Raw genomic sequence first — 19,459 nt, 5'->3', positions numbered from 1 at the left:
CGCGCGGTCCGCTGGGGCCGCGCCAGGGGAGTAGAGCGGCCCGATGCCCTCGCTAAAGGACCTTAAGAACCGGATCGCCTCGGTCAAATCGACCCAGAAGATCACCAAGGCCATGCAGATGGTGGCAGCGGCGAAGCTTCGCCGCGCCCAGGAAGCAGCCGAGGCGGCGCGTCCCTATGCCGAGCGCATGGGCAACGTGCTCGCGGCGCTGGGCGCAGCCTATGCCGGCCGTGCGGACGCTCCGGCGCTGCTCGCCGGCAACGGTCGTGACCAGGTGCACCTTCTGGTCGTTGCGACCGGCGAGCGTGGCCTCGCCGGCGGCTTCAACTCGTCGATCGCCCGCCTCGCCCGCGAAACGGCGCAGAAGCTGATCGCCGAAGGCAAGACGGTGAAGATCCTCACCGTCGGCCGCAAGGGTAACGACATCCTGAAGCGCGGCTTCGCCGACAAGATCATCGAGACGATCTCGTTCCGCGAAGTGCGCCAGCTCGGCTACGTCAACGCCGCCAGCGTCGGCGACAAGGTGCTCGCCATGTATGCGGCGGGCGAGTTCGACGTGGCCACGCTGTTCTACTCGCGCTTCCGCTCGGTGATCGCGCAGATCCCGACGGCGCACCAGCTGATCCCGGCCAAGTTCGAGGCTCCGGCCGCGGGTGCCGAGGACACGCTGAGCTACGAATACGAGCCGGACGAGGAAGCGATCCTCGAGGATCTGCTGCCGCGCAACATCTCGGTGCAGATCTTCCGGGCACTGCTCGAGAACAACGCTTCGTTCTTCGGCGCGCAGATGAGCGCCATGGACAACGCGACGCGCAACGCCGGCGAGATGATCAAGAAGCTGACGCTGGTCTACAACCGGCAGCGCCAGGCCCAGATCACCAAAGAACTCATCGAAATCATTTCGGGCGCGGAAGCGCTCTAGCAGGAACGAGGTAAATCATGGCCCGCGCAGCAACTGCAGCAAAAGCCCCGGCGACCGACAAGGCTCCCGCCGCCAAGAAAGCCCCGGCCCGCAAGGCCGCGAGCACTCCCGCAGCAGCCGTGGCCGCCGGTACGCCGGTGGGCAAGGTTTCGCAGGTGATCGGCGCCGTGGTGGACGTGACCTTCGAGGGTCACCTGCCGGCGATCCTGAACGCGCTCGAGACCGACAATAACGGCAACCGCCTGGTCCTCGAAGTGGCGCAGCACCTCGGCGAGAACGCCGTGCGCACCATCGCCATGGACACCACCGAAGGCCTGGTCCGCGGTGCCGTGGTGGTCGACACCGGTGCGGCGATCTCGGTGCCGGTCGGCGACGAGACGCTGGGCCGCATCATGAACGTGATCGGCGAACCGGTGGACGAAGCCGGCCCGGTGGTGACCAAGTCGCGCCGCGCCATCCACCAGGATGCGCCTTCGTTCACCGAGCAGGCCTCGGAAGCACAGATCCTCGTCACCGGCATCAAGGTCGTGGACCTGATCGCCCCCTATGCACGCGGCGGCAAGATCGGCCTGTTCGGCGGCGCCGGCGTGGGCAAGACCGTGCTGATCCAGGAGCTGATCAACAACGTCGCCAAGGCGCACGGTGGTTACTCGGTGTTCGCCGGCGTGGGTGAGCGCACCCGCGAGGGCAACGACCTCTACCACGAAATGATCGAATCGGGCGTGAACAAGGACCCGCACGAGAACAACGGCTCGACCGCCGGTTCGAAGTGCGCCCTGGTGTTCGGCCAGATGAACGAGCCCCCGGGGGCGCGTGCCCGCGTGGCGCTCAGCGGCCTTACCGTCGCCGAGCACTTCCGCGACGAAGGCCAGGACGTGCTGTTCTTCGTCGACAACATCTTCCGCTTCACCCAGGCGGGCGCCGAAATGTCGGCTCTGCTCGGCCGTATTCCGTCGGCGGTGGGGTACCAGCCGACGCTCGCCACCGACATGGGCGCGCTGCAGGAACGCATCACCACCACCAACAAGGGCTCGATCACTTCGGTGCAGGCGATTTACGTGCCGGCCGACGACTTGACCGACCCGGCGCCGGCGACTTCGTTCGCGCACCTTGACTCGACGACGACGCTGAACCGCGCCATCTCCGAGAAGGGCATCTACCCGGCCGTGGACCCGCTGGACTCCACCTCGCGCATGCTCTCGGCCAACATCGTCGGCGAAGAGCACTACAACACCGCTCGCCAGGTGCAGCAGATCCTGCAGCGCTACAAGGCGCTCCAGGACATCATCGCGATCCTGGGCATGGACGAGCTTTCCGAAGAGGACAAGCTGACCGTGGCGCGCGCCCGTAAGGTCGAACGCTTCATGAGCCAGCCGTTCCACGTGGCCGAGGCCTTCACCGGTACTCCGGGCGTGTTCGTGCAGCTCGAAGACACCATCAAGGGGTTCAAGGACCTCGTCGATGGCAAGTACGACCACCTGCCGGAAGCCGCGTTCTACATGGTCGGCACCATGGAAGACGCGGTCAAGAAGGCCCAGAAGCTGGCCGCCGCGGCCTAAGCTCATCTGACGAACTCGGGTTCGCCTTCGGGCGGACCCAGCTCAACCCAAAGGCAGGACCATGGCCGAAGGCACCAAACTCGAAATCGTCTCGCCCGAGCGGCTGCTGCTGTCGGAGACCGTGAAGTCGGTGACCGTGCCGGGCGCCGATGGCTATTTCACCGTGCTGGGCGACCACGCGCCGCTGATGACCACGCTGAAGCCGGGCTTCGTGACCGTCGTTCGCAATGACGGGATCAGCCACGTCTACTACGTGCGCGGCGGCTTTGCCGACATCTCGCCCGAAGGGCTGACCATCCTCGCCGAAGAGGCGCAGGATATCGCCGAGTTCGACCGCGCCAAGATCGAGGGGTTGATCGCCGCCGGGCTCACCGCCCAGCAGGCCGCGAATACAGCCGATGAAGAAATGCGCCTGCAGGAAGAGATCGACGGCTGGCGGAACCTCCTGCTCGACGCTGCGGTGGGCACGGGTTCGACCGCGCACTAAGCGGTGCAGGAACGCAAGTTTTGACGGGCGTCCTTCGGGGCGCCCGTTTTGTTTTTGAGGGCATGATCTCCCGCTCCAACTCGGTGTCATCCCTGCGAAAGCAGGGACCCATTCATCCACTTGCGCTGCGGCGCCGGACGAGGGCAAGGCCCTCGCCGTGGGGTCCCTGCTTTCGCAGGGATGACAGCCGGTGGTGGGGCGGGGTTCGAGGGTCCACTCGACACCTCAGGATGGGCCCCGGCCTTCGCCGGGGTGACACCGTGGGGGCGGAGGAACCGGGATCAGGCACAGCCGGATCACGCTGGCATTGCCTAAATGCGCAACCGGAAGCAATTCACCATCCCTTAAGGCAAACTGCGTAATTGTCGATATCGGGAATGCAGCAAGACTAACCGCGCCGGGGCCAGGACAGCCGCGGCCAGTTGTGGAGCCGCGCCCAAGTGATCCCCAGCAAAACGAGGCCGGTCACCGGAAGCAATTCCGGACGCGCTCAGTCATTGCCGCAAGTCGTCCACAACGTCGTCCACTCCAGAAGCAGAGCGAGCGCAGACCAATGAAGATCCGGACCCGCCTTTTCCTTATCGTTGCCATGATGGGCCTGGTGGTCTCGGCGATCGGTGGCCTCGCCATGTATGTGACGGCATCGTTCACCGAGCGTACCGAGCAGCTCGAAGCTGCGTCGCAGCGGGCCTTCAACGGCGAGCACCTCAACCGGCTGGTGACCGCGGTGGTGATGGACGCGCGTGGCATCTATGCTTCGCCCAATGTCGAGAAGGCGGCGCCGTTCGCGGAAGGGCTGCTGAAGTCGCTCGACAAGATCGACGCGCACCTTGCCCAGTGGCAACCGCTGGTGCCGGCGGCCGACCGGCCGGCCTTCGACCAGGTGGTGGCACGCACGGCAGAGTTCCGGCAGTTCCGCGCCGAGACGGCGCGGCTCGCGACGATCGATCCGGCCGAGGCCAATGCGCAGGGCAATAACGACGCCAACCGCGCCAACCGCAAGGCCTACCAGGCCGAGATCGACGCGGTGGTGGAGAACGACCGAGCGCAGTTCGAGGCGATCAAGGCCGATATCGACGGCTTCGAAGCGCTGATCCTGCCGCTGGTGGCAGGCGCCACGCTGCTGGGGCTGCTCGCCGGCGTCGGCGCGGCGCTCTATGTCGGTACGCGCTATGTGTCGAACCCCCTGACCCGGGTGACTGAGACGATGGCGCGGATCGCCGAAGGCGACTTCGTCGACGTGCCCTATGCGGGCGAAAAGAACGAGATCGGCCAGATGGCGGCCGCGGTGCAGGTGTTCAAGGAGAACGGCATTCGCGTCGCCGAGATGAACGAGGACGAACGCAGCCGGCACGAGAAGGCGGCGGAGCGCGCCCAGATGATGCTGGCTTTCCAGAACGCCTTCGACGGCGTGGTGGCGGCGACGCTGAAAGGCGACCTGACGCAGCGCATCGATGCGCATTTCGCCGATGCCGACATCGAGCGCATCGCCAACAACTTCAACGGGCTGATGGATACGGTGGCGGGCGGGCTGAACGAGGCTGGCGACGTGCTCGAGGCGCTGGCCGAGGCCGACCTGACGCGGCGCATGGATGGCGCCTATGAAGGCGAGTTCGCGCGATTGAAGCACAACATCAACACGGTGGCCGAGAAGCTCACCGATATCGTGACGCAGCTGAAGAAGACCTCGTTCGACCTGAAGACGGCGACGGGCGAGATCCTGTCGGGCGCCAATGACCTTTCCGAGCGCACCACCAAGCAGGCGGCAACCATCGAGGAAACCTCGGCGGCGATGGAGCAACTGGCGACCACGGTGCTGGCCAATGCACAGCGCGCCGCAGGTGCGTCGGAGAATGCCGGGCAGGTGACGACAACGGCAGAAGCCGGCGGCGCGGTGATGCTGAGCGCCAATGCGGCGATGGGGCGGATCACCGAGAGCTCGGCCAAGATCTCCAACATCATCGGGCTGATCGACGACATCGCCTTCCAGACCAACCTGCTCGCCCTCAACGCCTCGGTGGAAGCAGCGCGGGCAGGCGATGCCGGCAAGGGTTTTGCGGTAGTGGCCGTGGAAGTGCGGCGCCTGGCGCAGTCTGCGGCGAGCGCATCGGCCGAAGTGAAGGCGCTGATCGAGCAATCGGCGAGCCAAGTGCAGGGCGGCTCGAAGCTGGTGGCGGAAGCCGCCGCAAAGCTCGAGCAGATGCTGGTGGCGGTGCGCGGCAACCGCGAGCTGCTGGAAGGCATTGCGCGCGACAGCCGCGAGCAGGCCTCGGCGATCGAGGAGGTCAATACCGCCGTCCGGCAGATGGACGAGATGACCCAGCACAACGCCGCGCTGGTCGAGCAGACCAATGCGGCGATCGAGCAGACCGAGGCACAGGCCAGCGAGCTCGACCGGATCGTCGCGGTGTTCACCGTCGACGGCAAGGCCGAGGCGGTCTCGCCAGTGGTGGAACTGCCGCCGCAACGCGGCATCAAGGCCCTGGAACAGCGGGTGAAGGCAGCGGCCAAAACCTACCTCAGCCGCGGCAACACCGCGATCAAGGCCGACGACTGGGCGGAGTTCTGAGCAGGTTCTGCTCCAGAAACTGCGCATTAACCATAAGCGCCTAAGCGTTTCTCATTGGGTCTGCGGCGCAGAGAACCAGGAGGTTCGAGATGGCGTTCGGTTTGGGTCGGCTGGGTCAGATGCTCAAAACGGGCATCCCCACCAGAATGGTGGTTATCGCGCTGGGCGTGGTGATCGTCGCCATCGGCGGCATCTACTCTGCGATGACCTTCATGGTGTCGCAGAGCTTCCAGGAAGCCTCCCGCGGCTCGGCCGCGATGATGAGTTCGCTGCGGGCGCACATGACCGCCGACATGCTGCATGACGGGCTGCGCGGCGTGGTGTTCCGGGCAATGTATTCCGGCATCACTTACGACGCGAACGGGGTGGCGGAAGCCGGCACCGAGATCGCCGAGTATGGCGGGGCGATGCGCGAAGCCGTGGCGGCGCAGGCCAGCCTCGACGTACCGCAATCGGTGAAGGAGGCGGCGGCCTCGGTTTCGGAACCGCTCAACGCCTACCTCGAATCGGCCGAGCACGTGGTGAGTTCGGTCGCCAGCGGCAACCTCGGCGGCGCCAAGGCGGCGCTGCCCGGCTTCAACGAGGCGTTCAAGGCGCTGGAAGGCCAGTTGAGTGGGGTGTCGGACGCGATCGAGGCGGCCAATACCACCCTGATGGCCCAAGCAACCCAGACGGCGCGGTTCAGCGATATCGCCAGCCTGGTGGGGCTCGGGATGATCGTGCTGCTCGCCGCGGTGACGCTGATCTTATCCAACGTCCTGTTCCTCAAGCCGCTGGCCGGCATGACGGCCGGGTTCAAGCGGCTGTCGGGCGGCGATCTTGAAGTCGAGGCGACGCGTGGCGGGGTGGTCACCGAGATGGCGATGCTCGGCCATGTGCTGGCCGACTTCCGCCAGGCGCTGGTCGGGCGGGCGCAGATGACGGCCCAGAACGATGCGGCGCAGGCGGTCGAGCGGGTGCGGCAGGAGAAGGGCAATCAACTGGGCGCGCTGCTGGCCGAATATACCGGGGCGGCGATGCGCGGTGACTTCAGCGGGCGGCTGCCGACCGATTTTGACGATGAAAGCCTCGCCGGCATCGCACGGGCCTTCAACGGGCTGTTCGACACGGTGGAGCGCGGGCTCAACGAAACCGGTGGGGTGCTGAATGCGCTCGCCAATACCGACCTGACCAAGCGGGTCGAAGGTCAGTACGAGGGGGCATTCCTTCGATTGAAGGACGACACCAACGCGGTGGGCGACCGGCTGGCCGCGGTGGTGAGCAACCTCAGGGCGACCTCGCGATCGCTCAAGGTCGCGACGGGCGAGATCCTCTCGGGCGCCAACGATCTCTCGGAGCGCACCACCAAGCAGGCGGCGACCATCGAGGAGACCTCGGCGGCGATGGAGCAACTGGCGGTGACGGTGCTCGAGAACGCCAAGCGGGCGGAGTCGGCGAGCAGCAATGCGGCCGATGTGTCGCGGACGGCCGAGCAGGGTGGCGCGGTGATGCGCGAGGCCGAGGCGGCGATGGAGCGGATCACCCAATCTTCGGCGAAGATCTCCAATATCATCGGGCTGATCGACGACATCGCGTTCCAGACCAACCTGCTGGCGCTCAACGCTTCGGTGGAAGCGGCGCGGGCGGGCGATGCGGGCAAGGGCTTCGCCGTGGTCGCGGTGGAAGTGCGGCGCCTGGCGCAATCGGCGGCGAGCGCCTCGAGCGAGGTGAAGGCGCTGATCGAGCAGTCGGGTACCGAAGTGGCCGGCGGATCGCGGCTGGTGGCGGAAGCCGCGAGCAAGCTCGGCGTGATGCTCGAGGGTGCGCGCACCAACTATGAGCTGTTGCAGGGGATTGCCGGCGAGAGCCGGGCGCAGGCTTCCTCGATCGAGGAAGTGAACGTTGCGGTGCGGACGCTCGATGAGATGACGCAGCACAATGCCGCGCTGGTCGAACAGACCAACGCGGCGATCGAGCAGACGGAATCGCAGGCGGGCGAGCTGGATCGGATCGTCGACATCTTCACCGTCGCCGAGACCGGTACGGCGCCGGCGGCGCCGAGGAGCGCCGCGCGGCAGGTCTATCTCAGCCAGGGCAACGCGGCGATCAGCACGGACTGGAATGAGTTCTAGGTTAACGGTCGATGGCCGCAGACTTCACCGAAGGGGCGCCACAAGGCGCCCTTTTTCATTTCTGCAGCGCGCAGCACAGGCAGATGCGGCCAGTTACGCATCACTGCGTATGTGGGCAGTAACTGCTCACGGAGGTGCGAAGGCGCACACCGTCATGGTGTACCGCGCGTTAATACGCATGCCCGGCTTGCAGGTTCCTCAAGCGGATATGCGGTGAAATCGCGCCGCATCCGCAGAAGCGGTTTTTGGGGGCAGAAGTCATGGGTCAGTCTATTTTCGCCGGGTTTGCCGGCGCTTCTCATTCCGATGATCGCAGCAAGGTCGAGGCGATCATGCGCAGCCAGGCGGTGATCGAGTTCAAGCTCGACGGCACCATCGTCACGGCGAATGCCAATTTCCTCGGCGCGACCGGCTATGCACTGGAGGAGATCCAGGGCAAGCACCACCGGCTGTTCGTCGATCCCGTCGAGGCGCAGGGGCTGGACTATGCCGAGTTCTGGCGCTCGCTGGGGGCGGGGCAGTACCAGGCGGGCGAGTATCGCCGCTTCGGCAAGGGTGGCCGGGAGATCTGGCTGCAGGCGAGCTATAATCCGATCCTCGACAAGGCAGGCAAACCGATCAAGGTGATCAAGTTCGCCTCCGATATTACCGAGCAGAAGAATCGCGCCGCCGACATGGCGGGGCAGGTGGCGGCGATCAGCCGCTCGCAGGCGGTGATCGAGTTCAGGCTCGACGGCACCATCCTCACCGCCAACGAGAACTTCCTCGCCACGCTGGGCTATCGGCTGGAAGAGATCCAGGGCCGGCATCACCGGATGTTTGTCGAGCCCGGCTACGGGGCGAGCGCCGAGTATGAGCAGTTCTGGGCCCGGCTGCGCGGCGGCGAGTTCATCGCGTCGGAGTTCAGGCGTTTCGGCAAGGGCGGCAAGGAGGTCTGGATCATGGCCTCCTACAATCCGGTCTTCGATGCTGCCGGCAAGCCGATGAAGGTGGTGAAGTTTGCGTCCGACATCACCGAGCGCAAGAAATCCGAGGCGATCATCGAGCTGCTGAAAACCTCGCTGGCGCGGATGGCCGACGGCGACCTGGGCGGGCGGGTGGATACCCAGTTCACCGGGCAATACGAGGGGTTGCGGCAGGCGTTCAACGCGTCGCTGGAGCGGATCACCGAGATCGTCACCTCGCTGCAGACCACCTCGCGGGCGCTGAAGACGGCAACCGGCGAAATCCTGTCGGGCGCCAATGATCTCAGCGAGCGCACCACCAAGCAGGCGGCGACGATCGAGGAGACTTCGGCGTCGATGGAGCAACTGGCCTCGACCGTGACCGAGAACGCCAAGCGGGCGGCGGATGCCTCGATCAAGGCGCAGGATGTCAGCAAGACGGCGACCGAAGGCGGCGCGGTGATGGAGAAGGCGACCGCGGCGATGGAGCGGATCACCACCTCGTCGGGCAAGATCTCCAACATTATCGGGATGATCGACGACATCGCCTTCCAGACCAACCTCCTTGCCCTCAACGCCTCAGTCGAAGCCGCGCGGGCCGGCGATGCCGGCAAGGGCTTTGCGGTGGTAGCGGTGGAGGTGCGGCGGCTGGCGCAGTCGGCAGCGAGCGCCTCATCGGAGGTGAAGGCGCTGATCGAGCAATCGGGTGCCGAAGTCGCCGGCGGCTCGAAGCTGGTGGCCGAGGCGGCGCAGAAGCTGGTCGCCATGCTGGAGACGGCGCGCGAGAGCTCGAACCTGATCGAAGGCATCGCCACCGCGAGCCGCGAACAGGCGGGCGCCATCGAGGAAGTGAGCTCGGCGGTGCGGGTGCTCGACGAGATGACGCAGCAGAACGCCGCGCTGGTCGAACAGACCAATGCGGCAATCGAGCAGACCGAGGGGCAGGCGACCGAACTCGACAAGATCGTCGACGTGTTCTCGATCGACGAGGGCGGATCGGCGATGTCGATGCCAGTCGAGCCGCGCCCCGGCAGCGTCAAGGCGCTGCAGCAGAAGGTGAAGGCGGCCGCCCGCAGCTATCTCAGCGAGGGCAACGCCGCGGTGGCGAGGGACTGGGCGGAGTTCTGAGGCTCTCCAGCATCGCTGATCATGGACCCCGGTCAGTGCCCGGGGTCTGGTCTTTCTCGCCAGACGCTGCTGCCTAATATTTTGGCATCGGAGCCATCGTGGTTGACCGTTCTTTAACGGCGGACTGCGCTGAATATGCGAGGAAGCACTATTCGGCAGGAGCCGTCCCCGCATGCGTATTCGTTCCCTCTCTCTCAAGGTTGCGCTGCTCGGCGGCGCGGCCCTTACAGCCGTGTTCGCCATCGGTATGACGCTGCTGGTGCAGCAGGTCGGCGGCACCATGGAGGCGCAGACGCGCCAGTTGCAGGCGGAGACCACTGAGGGGATCGCGGCGCAGGTTTCCACCGACCTGCTGCGCGGTGAGCGGGCGGCCGAGGGGATCGTGACGGCGCTGCAGGGGCTGCATACCGCAGGGGTGAAAGACCGCGCCGTGTATGACGCGACCATCCGGCAGTTCCTCGAGCGCAATCCGGGGCTGCTCGGCGCCTGGTCGGGCTGGGAGCCCAATGCGCTGGACGGCAATGACGCCGCCTCGGCGAACAAGCCCGGGCACGACGCGACCGGCCGCTATATCCCGTACTGGAACCGCGGTTCGGGTTCGGTGGTGCTGGAGGCGCTGACCGGCTACGACCAGCCGGGCGCCGGCGACTACTACCTGCAGCCCAAGGCGCTGGGGCGTGCTGTCGCCATCGAGCCCTACAACTACACGGTGGCCGGCAAGGACATGCTGATCATGTCGTTCGGCGCGCCGATCACCGACGGCGCGACCTACCTCGGCACCGGCGGCGTCGACCTGTCGCTGAGCGATATCAACACCCGGATGGCCGAGCTGAAGCCGTTCGGTACCGGCAATGTCGCGGTGGTCTCGGCCAAGGGCATCGTCGTCGCGCACCCCGACCCCCAGATGATCGGCAAGACGCTCGACGCGGCCGATCCGATGAGCAGCATTGTCACCGCAGCGCTGGCCGACAATACCGCCAAGGAAGCCGACAATGCCGATGTCAGGCAGACGGCGGCGCCGTTCAGCGTCGGCGGCACCGAAGATCGCTGGGTGGTGGTGACGAGCGTACCGCTGGCGACGCTGCAGGCGGCGGTCAACGAAGGCCGCACCACGATCATCCTCCTGTCGGCAATCTGCGTGCTGGCGGCCTGTGCGATCCTGTTCGGGCTGATCCGTCAACTGGTCGGCGGGCCGCTCGGGGCGATGGGCCGCACCGTCAAGGTGATGGCGGAAGGCGACTATTCGGTCAGCGTCCAGGGGACCGATCGTGTCGACGAGGTGGGCACGCTGGCGCGGGCGGTGGAAGTGTTCCGCGAGAACGGCAAGAAGGTCGCCGAAATGACCGAGGCCGAAGCCGTGCGCATCATCCGCGACCAGGAAGCGCGGGTGAAGATGATGGCCGAGCTGCAGCAGGCGTTCGGCGGCGTGGTGGACGCGGCGATCGAGGGCGACTTTTCGAAGCGCGTTGCGGCACAATTCCCCGATGCCGAGCTCAACGCGTTGGCGGGCAGCGTCAACTCGCTGGTCGAGACGGTGGACCGCGGGCTGAGCGAGACCGGCGAAGTGCTGTCGGCGCTGGCGCAGACCGACCTGACGCAGCGGGTGCTCGGCCAATATGGCGGCGCCTTCGCGCGGCTGAAGGACGATACCAACGCGGTGGCCGAGCGGCTGACCGAGATCGTCGGGCAGTTGAAGGGCACCTCGCGCTCGCTGAAGACGGCGACCGGCGAGATCCTCTCAGGCGCCAACGACCTCAGCGAACGCACCACCAAGCAGGCAGCGACCATCGAGGAGACCTCGGCGGCGATGGAGCAGCTGGCCTCGACCGTTACGGCCAACGCCGAGAACGCGCAGCAGGCGAGCCAGGCCTCCGGGCGGGTGACGCTGGCGGCCGAGCAGGGCGGCGGGGTGATGCAGGAAGCCAATGCGGCGATGGAGCGGATCACCACCTCATCGGGCAAGATTTCGAACATCATCGGGATGATCGACGACATCGCCTTCCAGACTAACCTGCTGGCGCTCAACGCCTCGGTTGAAGCGGCGCGGGCCGGCGATGCGGGCAAGGGGTTTGCGGTGGTGGCCGTCGAAGTGCGGCGGCTGGCGCAATCGGCTGCCGGGGCCTCCAGCGAAGTGAAGGCGCTGATCGAGCAGTCGGGCGGTGAAGTGAAGGCCGGCTCGCGGCTGGTGGCGGAGGCGGCCGAAAAGCTCGAGGCGATCCTCGTTGCAGCGCGCTCGTCGAACCAGCTGATGGAAAAGATCGCCCGCGACAGCCACGAGCAGGCCTCGGCGATCGAAGAGGTCAACACTGCGGTGCGCCAGATGGACGAGATGACCCAGCACAACGCGGCGCTGGTCGAACAAACCAACGCGGCGATCGAGCAGACCGAAGCGCAGGCCTCGGAACTCGACCGCATCGTCGAGGTGTTCCAGGTGACCGAGCAGGGGCATGGTGGGATGCGGCGGGCGGCTTAGTGACGTTGAGTGAGTAGCGAATAGTGGTCGGATCCACCTTTGCTACTCGCTACTCGCTCAGCCCAATGCCGCCGCCACCAGCGCCTTTGCGTGCAGGTCGGTCGTGTCGTAGGTCGGCAGCGGGCTGACGCTGTCGTCGATCAGCATGCCGATCTCGGTACAGCCGAGGATCACCGCTTCGGCGCCGCGGGCCTGCAGCCTTGTGATAGCGTCGACATAGATCCGGCGGGACTCGTTTCTGACGATGCCCAGGCAGAGTTCCTCGTAGATGATGCCATTGAGGTTGGTGATGCCGACGTCGGGCACCAGCACCTCGAGGCCGCGCTGCTCGAGGCCCTCGATGTAGAAGCGCTTCTCCATGGTGAAGCGGGTGCCGAGCAGCCCGACCTTCTCGATGCCGTCGGCGATGAGCGCATCGGCGGTCGGCGCCGCGATGTGGACGAAGGGCACGCTGAGCGCCGCGACGATCTGCGGGGCGCAGATATGCATGGTGTTGGTGGCGAGGCCGATGACCCCGGCACCCTGGGCTTCGAGCGAGCCGGCGATACCGGCGAGGATTTCACCGGCGCCATCCCAGTTGCCGGCGCGCTGCATCGCTTCGATCGGGGCAAAATCGACCGAGTGGACGATGACCGGGGCGGAGTGCAGGCCGCCCAGGCGGGCCGCCGTCTCGCGGTTGAGGATGGCGTAGTAATGAGCGGTAGATTCCCAGCTCATGCCGCCGATGAGGCCGATGGTTTTCATACCGACGCTTCTAGCGCGACGACCGCCCGACCGGGAGTCTCTGATTTGGCCGCGCTTCCCTGAAACCGCTCTACAGGCGCTTGCGGAACATCGCCACCCGCTTGGTCTCCTCGAAGCCCCAGGCGGCGTGGCTCTGAATGGATGCCGTGTTCCGCAGGTTGACGTCGGAACCGAGCTCCCGGTAGCCGCGGTCGCGAGCCCATTGCTCGGCGAGGGCGATGAAGGCCTGACCGAGGCCGGAGCGGCGATGGGCGGGATCGACGTAGATGCCTTCGACCCAGCCGACCGGTGCGGTGTCGCAGCCATCGCCCCTAAGGCGTTCGCCGACTTCGAGAAAGCCGATCAGGCTATTGCTGTCGAAAGCCCCGAAGGCAGCGAGCCGGCCACCAGAGCCGAGGATTTCGGTGATGTCGGCGTCGAAGCTGTGGCTGCCGTCGCGGGGCCACAGGGCGAGGCGAAGTTTCAGCCATTGCTGCCGGTCGGCTTCGCCGAGCAGGCGCAGCTCAGGCATGGCGGAGCTGTTCGGGGAGATCGGCGAACGCGTCGACGACCTTCAGATATGCCTCGCGCTTGAACGGCACGATGAGGTCCGGCAGGGTTTCGAGCTTCTCCCAGCGCCACTTGTCGAACTCGGCGGGGTGGCCGTCACCGGGGTTGGTGACGTCGATGTCGCTGTCCTTGCCGGTGAAGCGGAAGGCGAACCAGCGCTGGCGCTGGCCGCGATACTTGCCCTTAAGGGCGATGCCGAGAGCTTCGTCGGGCAGGTCGTAGTAGATCCATTCCGGCGCCTCGGCGACCAGTTCAGCGGCACGGATCGAGGTTTCCTCGAACAGTTCGCGCCAGGCGGCTTCGATCGGGGTCTCGCCTTTGTCGATGCCGCCCTGCGGCATCTGCCAGGGAGCGTTGACCTCGGTGCGGTCGGCGGAGCCATCGGGCATGCGGCGTCCGACGAACACCAGCCCCTCGGCGTTGAATACGGCGGCGCCGACGCAATCGCGGTAGGGCATCTCTTCGCGCTTTGGCCTGTCAGAGGGCTTGGGCATCAACTCTGTTCTCCCGCCATCAGGGCGCTGGCCGGCACGATCTCGATACCGCGCTCGCCGAGGCCCCTGGCCCACTCGGTAACCGCTTCGACCGAGACCGGCAAGGCGGAGATGATGCCGATGGCGTAGCCCTTGTCGCGGGCCTGTTGCTCGAGGTCGGAGAGGGCGGCGAGGATGGGGGCACGCGCCGGATTGGCGTCGATCATGGTGTTGACCCGACCGAAGGGGACGCGGTTGGCACGGGCGAGTTGCGGCGCAAGCGAGCGGTTGGATGAGCCATCGTCGAGATAACCGAGGCCACGCGCCCCGAGTTCCTCCATCATCGGGCCGAAATCGGCGCCCGAGGCGGTGAAGCGGGCGCCCATATTGTTGATCAGCCCGACATAGCCGGGGAAGCTGCTCATCACCTTGAAGAGCTTGGAAAGATTGTCGCGCGGCGCCTGGCCGGTGAGCAGGGTATCGGGGCCCGGGTCGTTCTCGGGATAGTCGAATGGCTCGAGCGGCACTTCGAGGAACAACTCGTGACCTTCGGCGCGGGCGGCGCCGACGGTGCGCTCGAGAGTCTTGCCATAGGGGGCGAAGGCCAGCGTCACCTCCTCGGGCAGCTTGCTGATGGCGTCGAGCGTGCCTTCGGTGTTGAGCCCGAGCCCGGAGACGACGATGGCGATCAACGGCTTGCCGCCGGAGGTGGCGGGCGTGTCGGACGGGCGCGAGTAGACATCGAAGGGGCGGATGCCGGTACCGGAGATGCGCGGGATGGCGCCGAACTCGGTTTCCTCGAGCATCTCGGGGTCGAGCGCCGCTGGATCGATCAGCGCGGTGTCGACCGGCTCCGCCACCGCCCCGGCGGGCGGCACCGGGAACATCTCGGGGTCGGCGGTGATGGTGACCTCGCCCGGCGGCACGGCGACGGCGCCGGCGACGCTGTTGGCGGGGGTGCTGCCGGCGATATCGACGGTGGCGCTGGGGCGACCGCCTTCGGGATCATCGACCAGCATGATGCGGGCGGTGACGCCGACGGCGATCAGCGCGACGAGGCCGAGAGCGATGCGAGTGACCGGGATGTGGCGGCGCGGCGGGGTGCCGCCGGCGGCGGCCTCGGCGGCCTTGGCTTGCCTCGCCTTGCGGCGAACGAGGGGCGCGCTGAGGTCGGTCATCGGGTCTGGCCTTCATCCCATGCTGCGAATGGCGACGCGGCCAAACCTGGCCCACGCCCCGGCGGGAATCGAACGGGGCGGCGAATCGCCACCCCGCATCAGGCTCATTGTGTGACGGGCAAAGGGTAAGGAAGCGTTAACCCTGCCGCTTGACGTCTTGTTAACCGGCCGCCTTGGGCGGGAAGGCTTCGTTGGTCTCGAGACCGTCGATCAGCTTGATGGCGTATTGCAGCTGATTGTCCTTTTCCTTCTCGGCGGGCACGTAGACCGAGGAACCGACCGTGGCCTTTTCCTCAGTGCCGCCACCGATTTCGCCCGGCAGTGCGGCTTCGCCGATGATCTCGTCGCGGCCCTTGAACTCCTCGGGGACATCCTGGGTGATGAGGATGTCGGGCTGAATGCCGGAGGCCTGGATCGAGCGGTTATTCGGGGTGTAGTAGCGCGCCGTGGTCAGCCGCATGGCGCCATCGGCGCCGAGCGGAATGATCGACTGCACCGAGCCCTTGCCGAACGAGCGGGTGCCCACGACCGTGGCGCGCTTGTGGTCCTGCAGCGCGCCGGCGACAATCTCGGCGGCAGAGGCGGAGCCACCATTGATCAGCACCACCATCGGCACGTCGGCGAGCTTCTGGTCGAGCGCATCGGGCTTGGCGTCGTAGCGGGCGCTTTCCTGCTCGATACGGCCGCGGGTCAGCACCACGGCGCCCTGCTTGAGGAAGGCATCGGAAACGAACACAGCCTGGTCGACGAGGCCGCCCGGGTTATTGCGCAGATCGAGGATGATGCCCTTGGGAGCCTTGCCGTCGCCGGCCTTGTAGATGTCGTCGATAGCCTTCTGCACGCCGACAAAGGCCTGCTCGGAGAAGCGGGCGAGACGGATGACGCCGACATCGCCTTCCATGGTCATGCGGGCGGCGCGGGTGGCGATGACGTCGCGGGTCAGCTCGAACTTCAGTGGCTCGGTGACGCCTTCCCGCACCACGGTGACGGTGATCTTGGTGCCAACCTGGCCGCGCATCTTCTCGACCGCCTGGTCGAGGGTGAGGCCCTGCACCTGGGTGCCGTCGAGCTCGACGATGAAATCGTTGGCGAGGATGCCGGCCTTGGCCGCCGGGGTGTCGTCGATGGGCGAGACGACCTTGATCACCCCGTCTTCCATCTGCACTTCGATGCCGAGGCCGCCGAACTGGCCGGAGGTATCCTCCTGCACGTCGGAATATTCGACCGGCTCCATATAGCCCGAATGCGGGTCGAGCGAAGTCAGCATGCCCTGCAGCGCCGCGTGGATGAGTTTGCGCTCATCGGGGGCTTCGACATACTCGGCGCGGATGCGGTCGAACACTTCGCCGAACAGGTCGAGATCGGAATACACCTCGTCGGCGCTGCGCGGGGCACTGGCGGGAGCCGTGGCATCAGTGGCGGGCGTCTGGTCCTGCGCGATCAGCGGTGCACAGGCGAGGCCGAGCGTGAACACGGCAGCCATCGAAGCGACTATGCGGAGGGGCGTCAAGCGCATCAAATTCTATCCACTCTGGGTTGGAACAGAAGCCACCGACCACCATCCCGTGGGGTCGACGGGCTCGTTGTTCTTTCGCATTTCAATATAGAGGGTCGGACGGGAGACACCAGCACTGGTCGCGACGGTACGGCCAATTGTCTGTGATCCCATGGTGCCGACGGGTTCTCCCATCATCACGAACTGGCCGATCTGCACATCGACCTTGGCCAGCCCGGCCAGGAGGATCGTGTAATCCTGACCGGCATTGAGGATGACGATTTGGCCATAATTGAGGTAGTCGCCCTGGAACATCACCCAGCCATCGGCAGGTGAGACCACCTGGGCGTCGGCCCGGGTGACCACCGAGAGGCCGCGCGAGATGCCGCCGAAGCCGTCACCGGCGCCATAGTCGATGACCGTGACGCCGCTCGAGGGCATGGTGAGGAAGCCCTTGGCCTGGGCAAACGGCACGGCCGGCTCGGTGCGATCGGTGTTGGCGAGGGCGAGGCGGACGGTGTCCTTGTCGAGCGTCGGGGTGCTGCCGCCGGCGTTCGCCGTGGCAGTCGCCTCGGCGGCGGTAGCGACAGCGGCGGCGCGCTTCTGCAGGTCATCGATCAGCTGCTTCAGCGAAGTGGCCTTGTCGGCCAGCGCCTGGGCCTCCTCCTCTTCCGCGGCCAGCGCGGTGGTGGCGCGGTTCTCGTTCTCCTTGCGCGCGGCAATCAGGGTGCCGATGCGGAGCTGCTCTTCCTCGAGGATCTGGAGATTCGCCTCGAGCTTGCCCTGCTGCTCGAGCGCGTCGGCCTTGATCTTGCCGAGCTCGGTCAGGTCGGACATCACGGTGTCGGCCTTCTTCTGCAGCTCGGGCATGATGGCAGAGAGCAGGATGGCGGAGCGGGCCGAGCCCAGCGCGTCGGAGGGATTGACGATCAGGGCGGGGGGCGGGTTGCGCGAAATCCGCTCGAGCGCGGCGAGCACGTTGGAAATGTTTTCGTCGGCGCCGTCGAGGCGGCCGCGGACTTCGAGCTCCTCTACGATTAGTTCGCCGAGCTTGTCTTCAAGCGCGACGATATCGGCCTCGGCGCGCTTCACCCGCTCGGCCGCGGCGATCAGGGCGGCGTTCTGCTTGGTGCGATCGCCCTGCATGTCGGCGATCTCTTTTTTCAGCGCGTCGGCGCGCTCCTTGGTGACGGAGATCGAAGCCTCGATCTCGTCGAGCGCCTGCTGCTGGGCGGCCATCTCGGGATCGGTGGGCTGACCGGATGTCGCCATGGTGGGCGCCGTGGTATCGACGGCGGGGCGGAGATTGAGGTCGGGGGCAGCGGCCCCGGGGGGCGGAGCATCGGCGGACGTTGCATCGGCAGGAGCGGTGGCCGGCGCAGCAGTGTCGGCGGGAGCAGCGGGCGGCGCCGTTACATCCGGTGCCGCGGCTGGCGCATCAGGCGTCGCCTGCTGAGCCAGCGCGGCGGTGGCAAGCGCCAGCGCCAGAGCGGCGCCCGCGGCGATTGCACGTCTCGACCAGCCCGTTGCCGGCATCAAACTTCCTGGTTCACCCGAATCATGATCACGCGACCATAGCGCAGAGCCCGATAGTCCGGGGGTTTGTCTTTTGGATGGCGGGGCGGGACTCGTTAGCGTGGTCTATCCCCACGCACCGAACGGCACCTCCCCCCTTGTGGGGGAGGTTGGGAGGGGGAGGCCAAGAACACTGACTTCGAGAAGAGTCGCGCCGCGCGGCAGCATCGTGCCTGTGGCCCCACCCCCTCCCGGCCTCCCCAGCAAGGGGGAGGTGGCGGGCTGATGGGTGGGCGGGATGCTGCCCAACAGCAGCCAGGACGCCACGCTCACTCCCGATGGTACGGATGCCCCGAGAGAATCGTCGTGGTGCGATAGAGCTGCTCGGCCAGCATGATGCGAACCAGCTGGTGCGGCCAGGTGAGGGGAGAGAAGCTGAGCGTCAGGTCGGCTTCGCGCACGAAAGCGGGGTCGAGCCCGTCGGCGCCGCCGATGATAAAGCTGACGGCCGGGCGGCCGTCGTCGCGCCAGCGGGCGAGCTGGTTGGCAAAGGCGGCCGACTGCATGGTCTTGCCCTGCTCGTCCAGCGCGATGCGAATGCCTTCGGGGAGGGCAGAGCGGAGCGTCGAGGCTTCGTCTGCCTTGCGGCCCTCAGTGGTGGCGGCGCGCGACTCGGCGAATTCGAGCACATCGAAGCCGGTCAGCGCGAGCGGCTTGCCCGCGGCTTTGGCGCGATCGAGATAGCGCGCGACCAGTTCACGCTCGGGGCCCTGCTTCATCCGGCCGATGGCGGCGATGGCGATGCGCATCGTTCGACAGGCTCACGAAGAGGGCAGAGGCGCCGGCAGACTAGCGACCGTCGGCAGCGAAATCGGCCGCCCACATCTTCTCAATGTTGTAGAACTCGCGCACTTCGGGCCGGAAGATGTGAACGATGACGTCACCGGCATCGACCAGCACCCAGTCGGCGTGCGGCAGTCCTTCGATCCGCGGCTTGCCGAAGCCATGCTCGCGCAGCACCTTGACCAGTTGGTCGGCGACGGCGCTGACGTGACGGTTCGACCGGCCCGAGGTCACCACCATATGGTCGGTGAGCGACGACTTGCCGGTGATGTCGATGGCAACGGTCTGTTCCGCCTTGGCGTCGTCAAGGCTCTGCAGCACCAGATCGATCATGTGGGGTTCCGGCGCTTCTGCAGCCGGGGCGGTTTCGGTCTTCTTTTTGGGCGATGCCATCAAATGGCCTCAGCCCATGCAACACGAGCACGGTTCATGCGTGTTTCAGCTGTCCTTGGTTGTTGGGTCGAAAGGC

General features: G+C 66.4%; 15 protein-coding genes. 7 read left to right on the top strand and 8 right to left on the bottom strand.

Translation table 11 applies throughout. From position 1 onward, the window contains the following. The first annotated feature begins 43 nt into the window (after positions 1 to 43). From AC1ROK_RS21300 to AC1ROK_RS21270, 7 genes are all read left to right on the top strand, one after another. A complete protein-coding gene (locus AC1ROK_RS21300) occupies positions 44 to 922 on the top strand; it encodes a F0F1 ATP synthase subunit gamma (RefSeq protein ID WP_492850628.1) in 879 nt (292 codons plus the stop codon). Positions 923 to 939: 17 nt separating this feature from the next. Next, on the top strand, positions 940 to 2,481 hold the full coding sequence (gene atpD, locus AC1ROK_RS21295; protein WP_492850626.1) for a F0F1 ATP synthase subunit beta: 1,542 nt from the start codon (positions 940 to 942) through the stop codon (positions 2,479 to 2,481). A gap of 61 nt (positions 2,482 to 2,542) precedes the next feature. After that, positions 2,543 to 2,968, top strand: a complete 426-nt coding sequence (locus AC1ROK_RS21290; protein ID WP_492850624.1) for a F0F1 ATP synthase subunit epsilon — start codon at positions 2,543 to 2,545, stop codon at positions 2,966 to 2,968. A 553-nt stretch (positions 2,969 to 3,521) separates the two neighbouring features. After that, the gene (locus AC1ROK_RS21285) at positions 3,522 to 5,537 is read left to right on the top strand and encodes a methyl-accepting chemotaxis protein (RefSeq protein WP_492850622.1); all 2,016 of its coding nucleotides are present in this window, start codon (positions 3,522 to 3,524) and stop codon (positions 5,535 to 5,537) included. Positions 5,538 to 5,626: 89 nt separating this feature from the next. After that, complete coding sequence (locus AC1ROK_RS21280) at positions 5,627 to 7,648, top strand: methyl-accepting chemotaxis protein (protein ID WP_492850620.1); 2,022 nt, start codon at positions 5,627 to 5,629, stop codon at positions 7,646 to 7,648. A 260-nt stretch (positions 7,649 to 7,908) separates the two neighbouring features. Beyond that, positions 7,909 to 9,720: a methyl-accepting chemotaxis protein gene (locus tag AC1ROK_RS21275; RefSeq protein WP_492850618.1), complete on the top strand. Its 1,812-nt coding sequence runs from the start codon at positions 7,909 to 7,911 to the stop codon at positions 9,718 to 9,720. Between the two features lie 172 nt (positions 9,721 to 9,892). Then, the gene (locus AC1ROK_RS21270) at positions 9,893 to 12,193 is read left to right on the top strand and encodes a methyl-accepting chemotaxis protein (RefSeq protein ID WP_492850616.1); all 2,301 of its coding nucleotides are present in this window, start codon (positions 9,893 to 9,895) and stop codon (positions 12,191 to 12,193) included. Positions 12,194 to 12,250: 57 nt separating this feature from the next. Here the strand turns inward: AC1ROK_RS21270 and AC1ROK_RS21265 are convergent, their stop codons facing one another. From AC1ROK_RS21265 to rsfS, 8 genes are all read right to left on the bottom strand, one after another. Next, entirely contained in the window at positions 12,251 to 12,937 is a 687-nt protein-coding gene (locus AC1ROK_RS21265) for an aspartate/glutamate racemase family protein (RefSeq protein ID WP_492850614.1), read from the bottom strand. Positions 12,938 to 13,007: 70 nt separating this feature from the next. Next, positions 13,008 to 13,448, bottom strand: coding sequence for a GNAT family N-acetyltransferase (locus AC1ROK_RS21260; RefSeq protein ID WP_492850612.1), 441 nt, complete (start codon positions 13,446 to 13,448; stop codon positions 13,008 to 13,010). Further along, positions 13,441 to 13,980, bottom strand: a complete 540-nt coding sequence (locus tag AC1ROK_RS21255) for an RNA pyrophosphohydrolase (RefSeq protein WP_492850610.1) — start codon at positions 13,978 to 13,980, stop codon at positions 13,441 to 13,443. The genes AC1ROK_RS21260 and AC1ROK_RS21255 overlap by 8 nt, the downstream gene beginning before the upstream one ends. Further along, entirely contained in the window at positions 13,980 to 15,137 is a 1,158-nt protein-coding gene (locus AC1ROK_RS21250) for a divergent polysaccharide deacetylase family protein (protein ID WP_492850608.1), read from the bottom strand. Before AC1ROK_RS21250 ends, AC1ROK_RS21255 begins: the two co-directional genes overlap by 1 nt. Before the next feature lie 160 nt (positions 15,138 to 15,297). Further along, positions 15,298 to 16,653 carry a S41 family peptidase gene (locus AC1ROK_RS21245; RefSeq protein ID WP_492850606.1) on the bottom strand — a complete coding sequence of 452 codons (1,356 nt, stop codon included), beginning with the start codon at positions 16,651 to 16,653 and terminating at the stop codon, positions 15,298 to 15,300. Positions 16,654 to 16,659: 6 nt separating this feature from the next. Continuing rightward, positions 16,660 to 18,168: a murein hydrolase activator EnvC family protein gene (locus AC1ROK_RS21240; protein ID WP_492850604.1), complete on the bottom strand. Its 1,509-nt coding sequence runs from the start codon at positions 18,166 to 18,168 to the stop codon at positions 16,660 to 16,662. Positions 18,169 to 18,476: 308 nt separating this feature from the next. After that, positions 18,477 to 18,956, bottom strand: a complete 480-nt coding sequence (gene rlmH / locus AC1ROK_RS21235; protein ID WP_492850602.1) for a 23S rRNA (pseudouridine(1915)-N(3))-methyltransferase RlmH — start codon at positions 18,954 to 18,956, stop codon at positions 18,477 to 18,479. A 40-nt stretch (positions 18,957 to 18,996) separates the two neighbouring features. Beyond that, on the bottom strand, positions 18,997 to 19,383 hold the full coding sequence (gene rsfS / locus AC1ROK_RS21230) for a ribosome silencing factor (protein ID WP_326871770.1): 387 nt from the start codon (positions 19,381 to 19,383) through the stop codon (positions 18,997 to 18,999). Between the last annotated feature and the right edge of the window lie 76 nt (positions 19,384 to 19,459).

Source organism: Devosia sp. GW821-FHT12F11 (genome assembly GCF_058806655.1).
The sequence above is the reverse complement of the archived record's forward strand: the minus strand, read 5'-3'. Positions and strand labels throughout refer to the sequence as shown.

Bases quoted from the DNA above. Each gene is read 5' to 3' on its own strand.
- AC1ROK_RS21265 (WP_492850614.1), bottom strand. From the start codon at position 12,937: ATGAAAACCATCGGCCTCATCGGCGGCATGAGCTGGGAATCTACCGCT.
- rlmH (WP_492850602.1), bottom strand. From the start codon at position 18,956: ATGCGCATCGCCATCGCCGCCATCGGCCGGATGAAGCAGGGCCCCGAG.
- AC1ROK_RS21275 (WP_492850618.1), top strand. From the start codon at position 7,909: ATGGGTCAGTCTATTTTCGCCGGGTTTGCCGGCGCTTCTCATTCCGAT.
- AC1ROK_RS21260 (WP_492850612.1), bottom strand. From the start codon at position 13,448: ATGCCTGAGCTGCGCCTGCTCGGCGAAGCCGACCGGCAGCAATGGCTG.
- AC1ROK_RS21250 (WP_492850608.1), bottom strand. From the start codon at position 15,137: ATGACCGACCTCAGCGCGCCCCTCGTTCGCCGCAAGGCGAGGCAAGCC.
- AC1ROK_RS21240 (WP_492850604.1), bottom strand. From the start codon at position 18,168: ATGCCGGCAACGGGCTGGTCGAGACGTGCAATCGCCGCGGGCGCCGCT.
- AC1ROK_RS21245 (WP_492850606.1), bottom strand. From the start codon at position 16,653: ATGCGCTTGACGCCCCTCCGCATAGTCGCTTCGATGGCTGCCGTGTTC.
- rsfS (WP_326871770.1), bottom strand. From the start codon at position 19,383: ATGGCATCGCCCAAAAAGAAGACCGAAACCGCCCCGGCTGCAGAAGCG.
- atpD (WP_492850626.1), top strand. From the start codon at position 940: ATGGCCCGCGCAGCAACTGCAGCAAAAGCCCCGGCGACCGACAAGGCT.
- AC1ROK_RS21255 (WP_492850610.1), bottom strand. From the start codon at position 13,980: ATGCCCAAGCCCTCTGACAGGCCAAAGCGCGAAGAGATGCCCTACCGC.
- AC1ROK_RS21290 (WP_492850624.1), top strand. From the start codon at position 2,543: ATGGCCGAAGGCACCAAACTCGAAATCGTCTCGCCCGAGCGGCTGCTG.
- AC1ROK_RS21270 (WP_492850616.1), top strand. From the start codon at position 9,893: ATGCGTATTCGTTCCCTCTCTCTCAAGGTTGCGCTGCTCGGCGGCGCG.
- AC1ROK_RS21300 (WP_492850628.1), top strand. From the start codon at position 44: ATGCCCTCGCTAAAGGACCTTAAGAACCGGATCGCCTCGGTCAAATCG.
- AC1ROK_RS21285 (WP_492850622.1), top strand. From the start codon at position 3,522: ATGAAGATCCGGACCCGCCTTTTCCTTATCGTTGCCATGATGGGCCTG.
- AC1ROK_RS21280 (WP_492850620.1), top strand. From the start codon at position 5,627: ATGGCGTTCGGTTTGGGTCGGCTGGGTCAGATGCTCAAAACGGGCATC.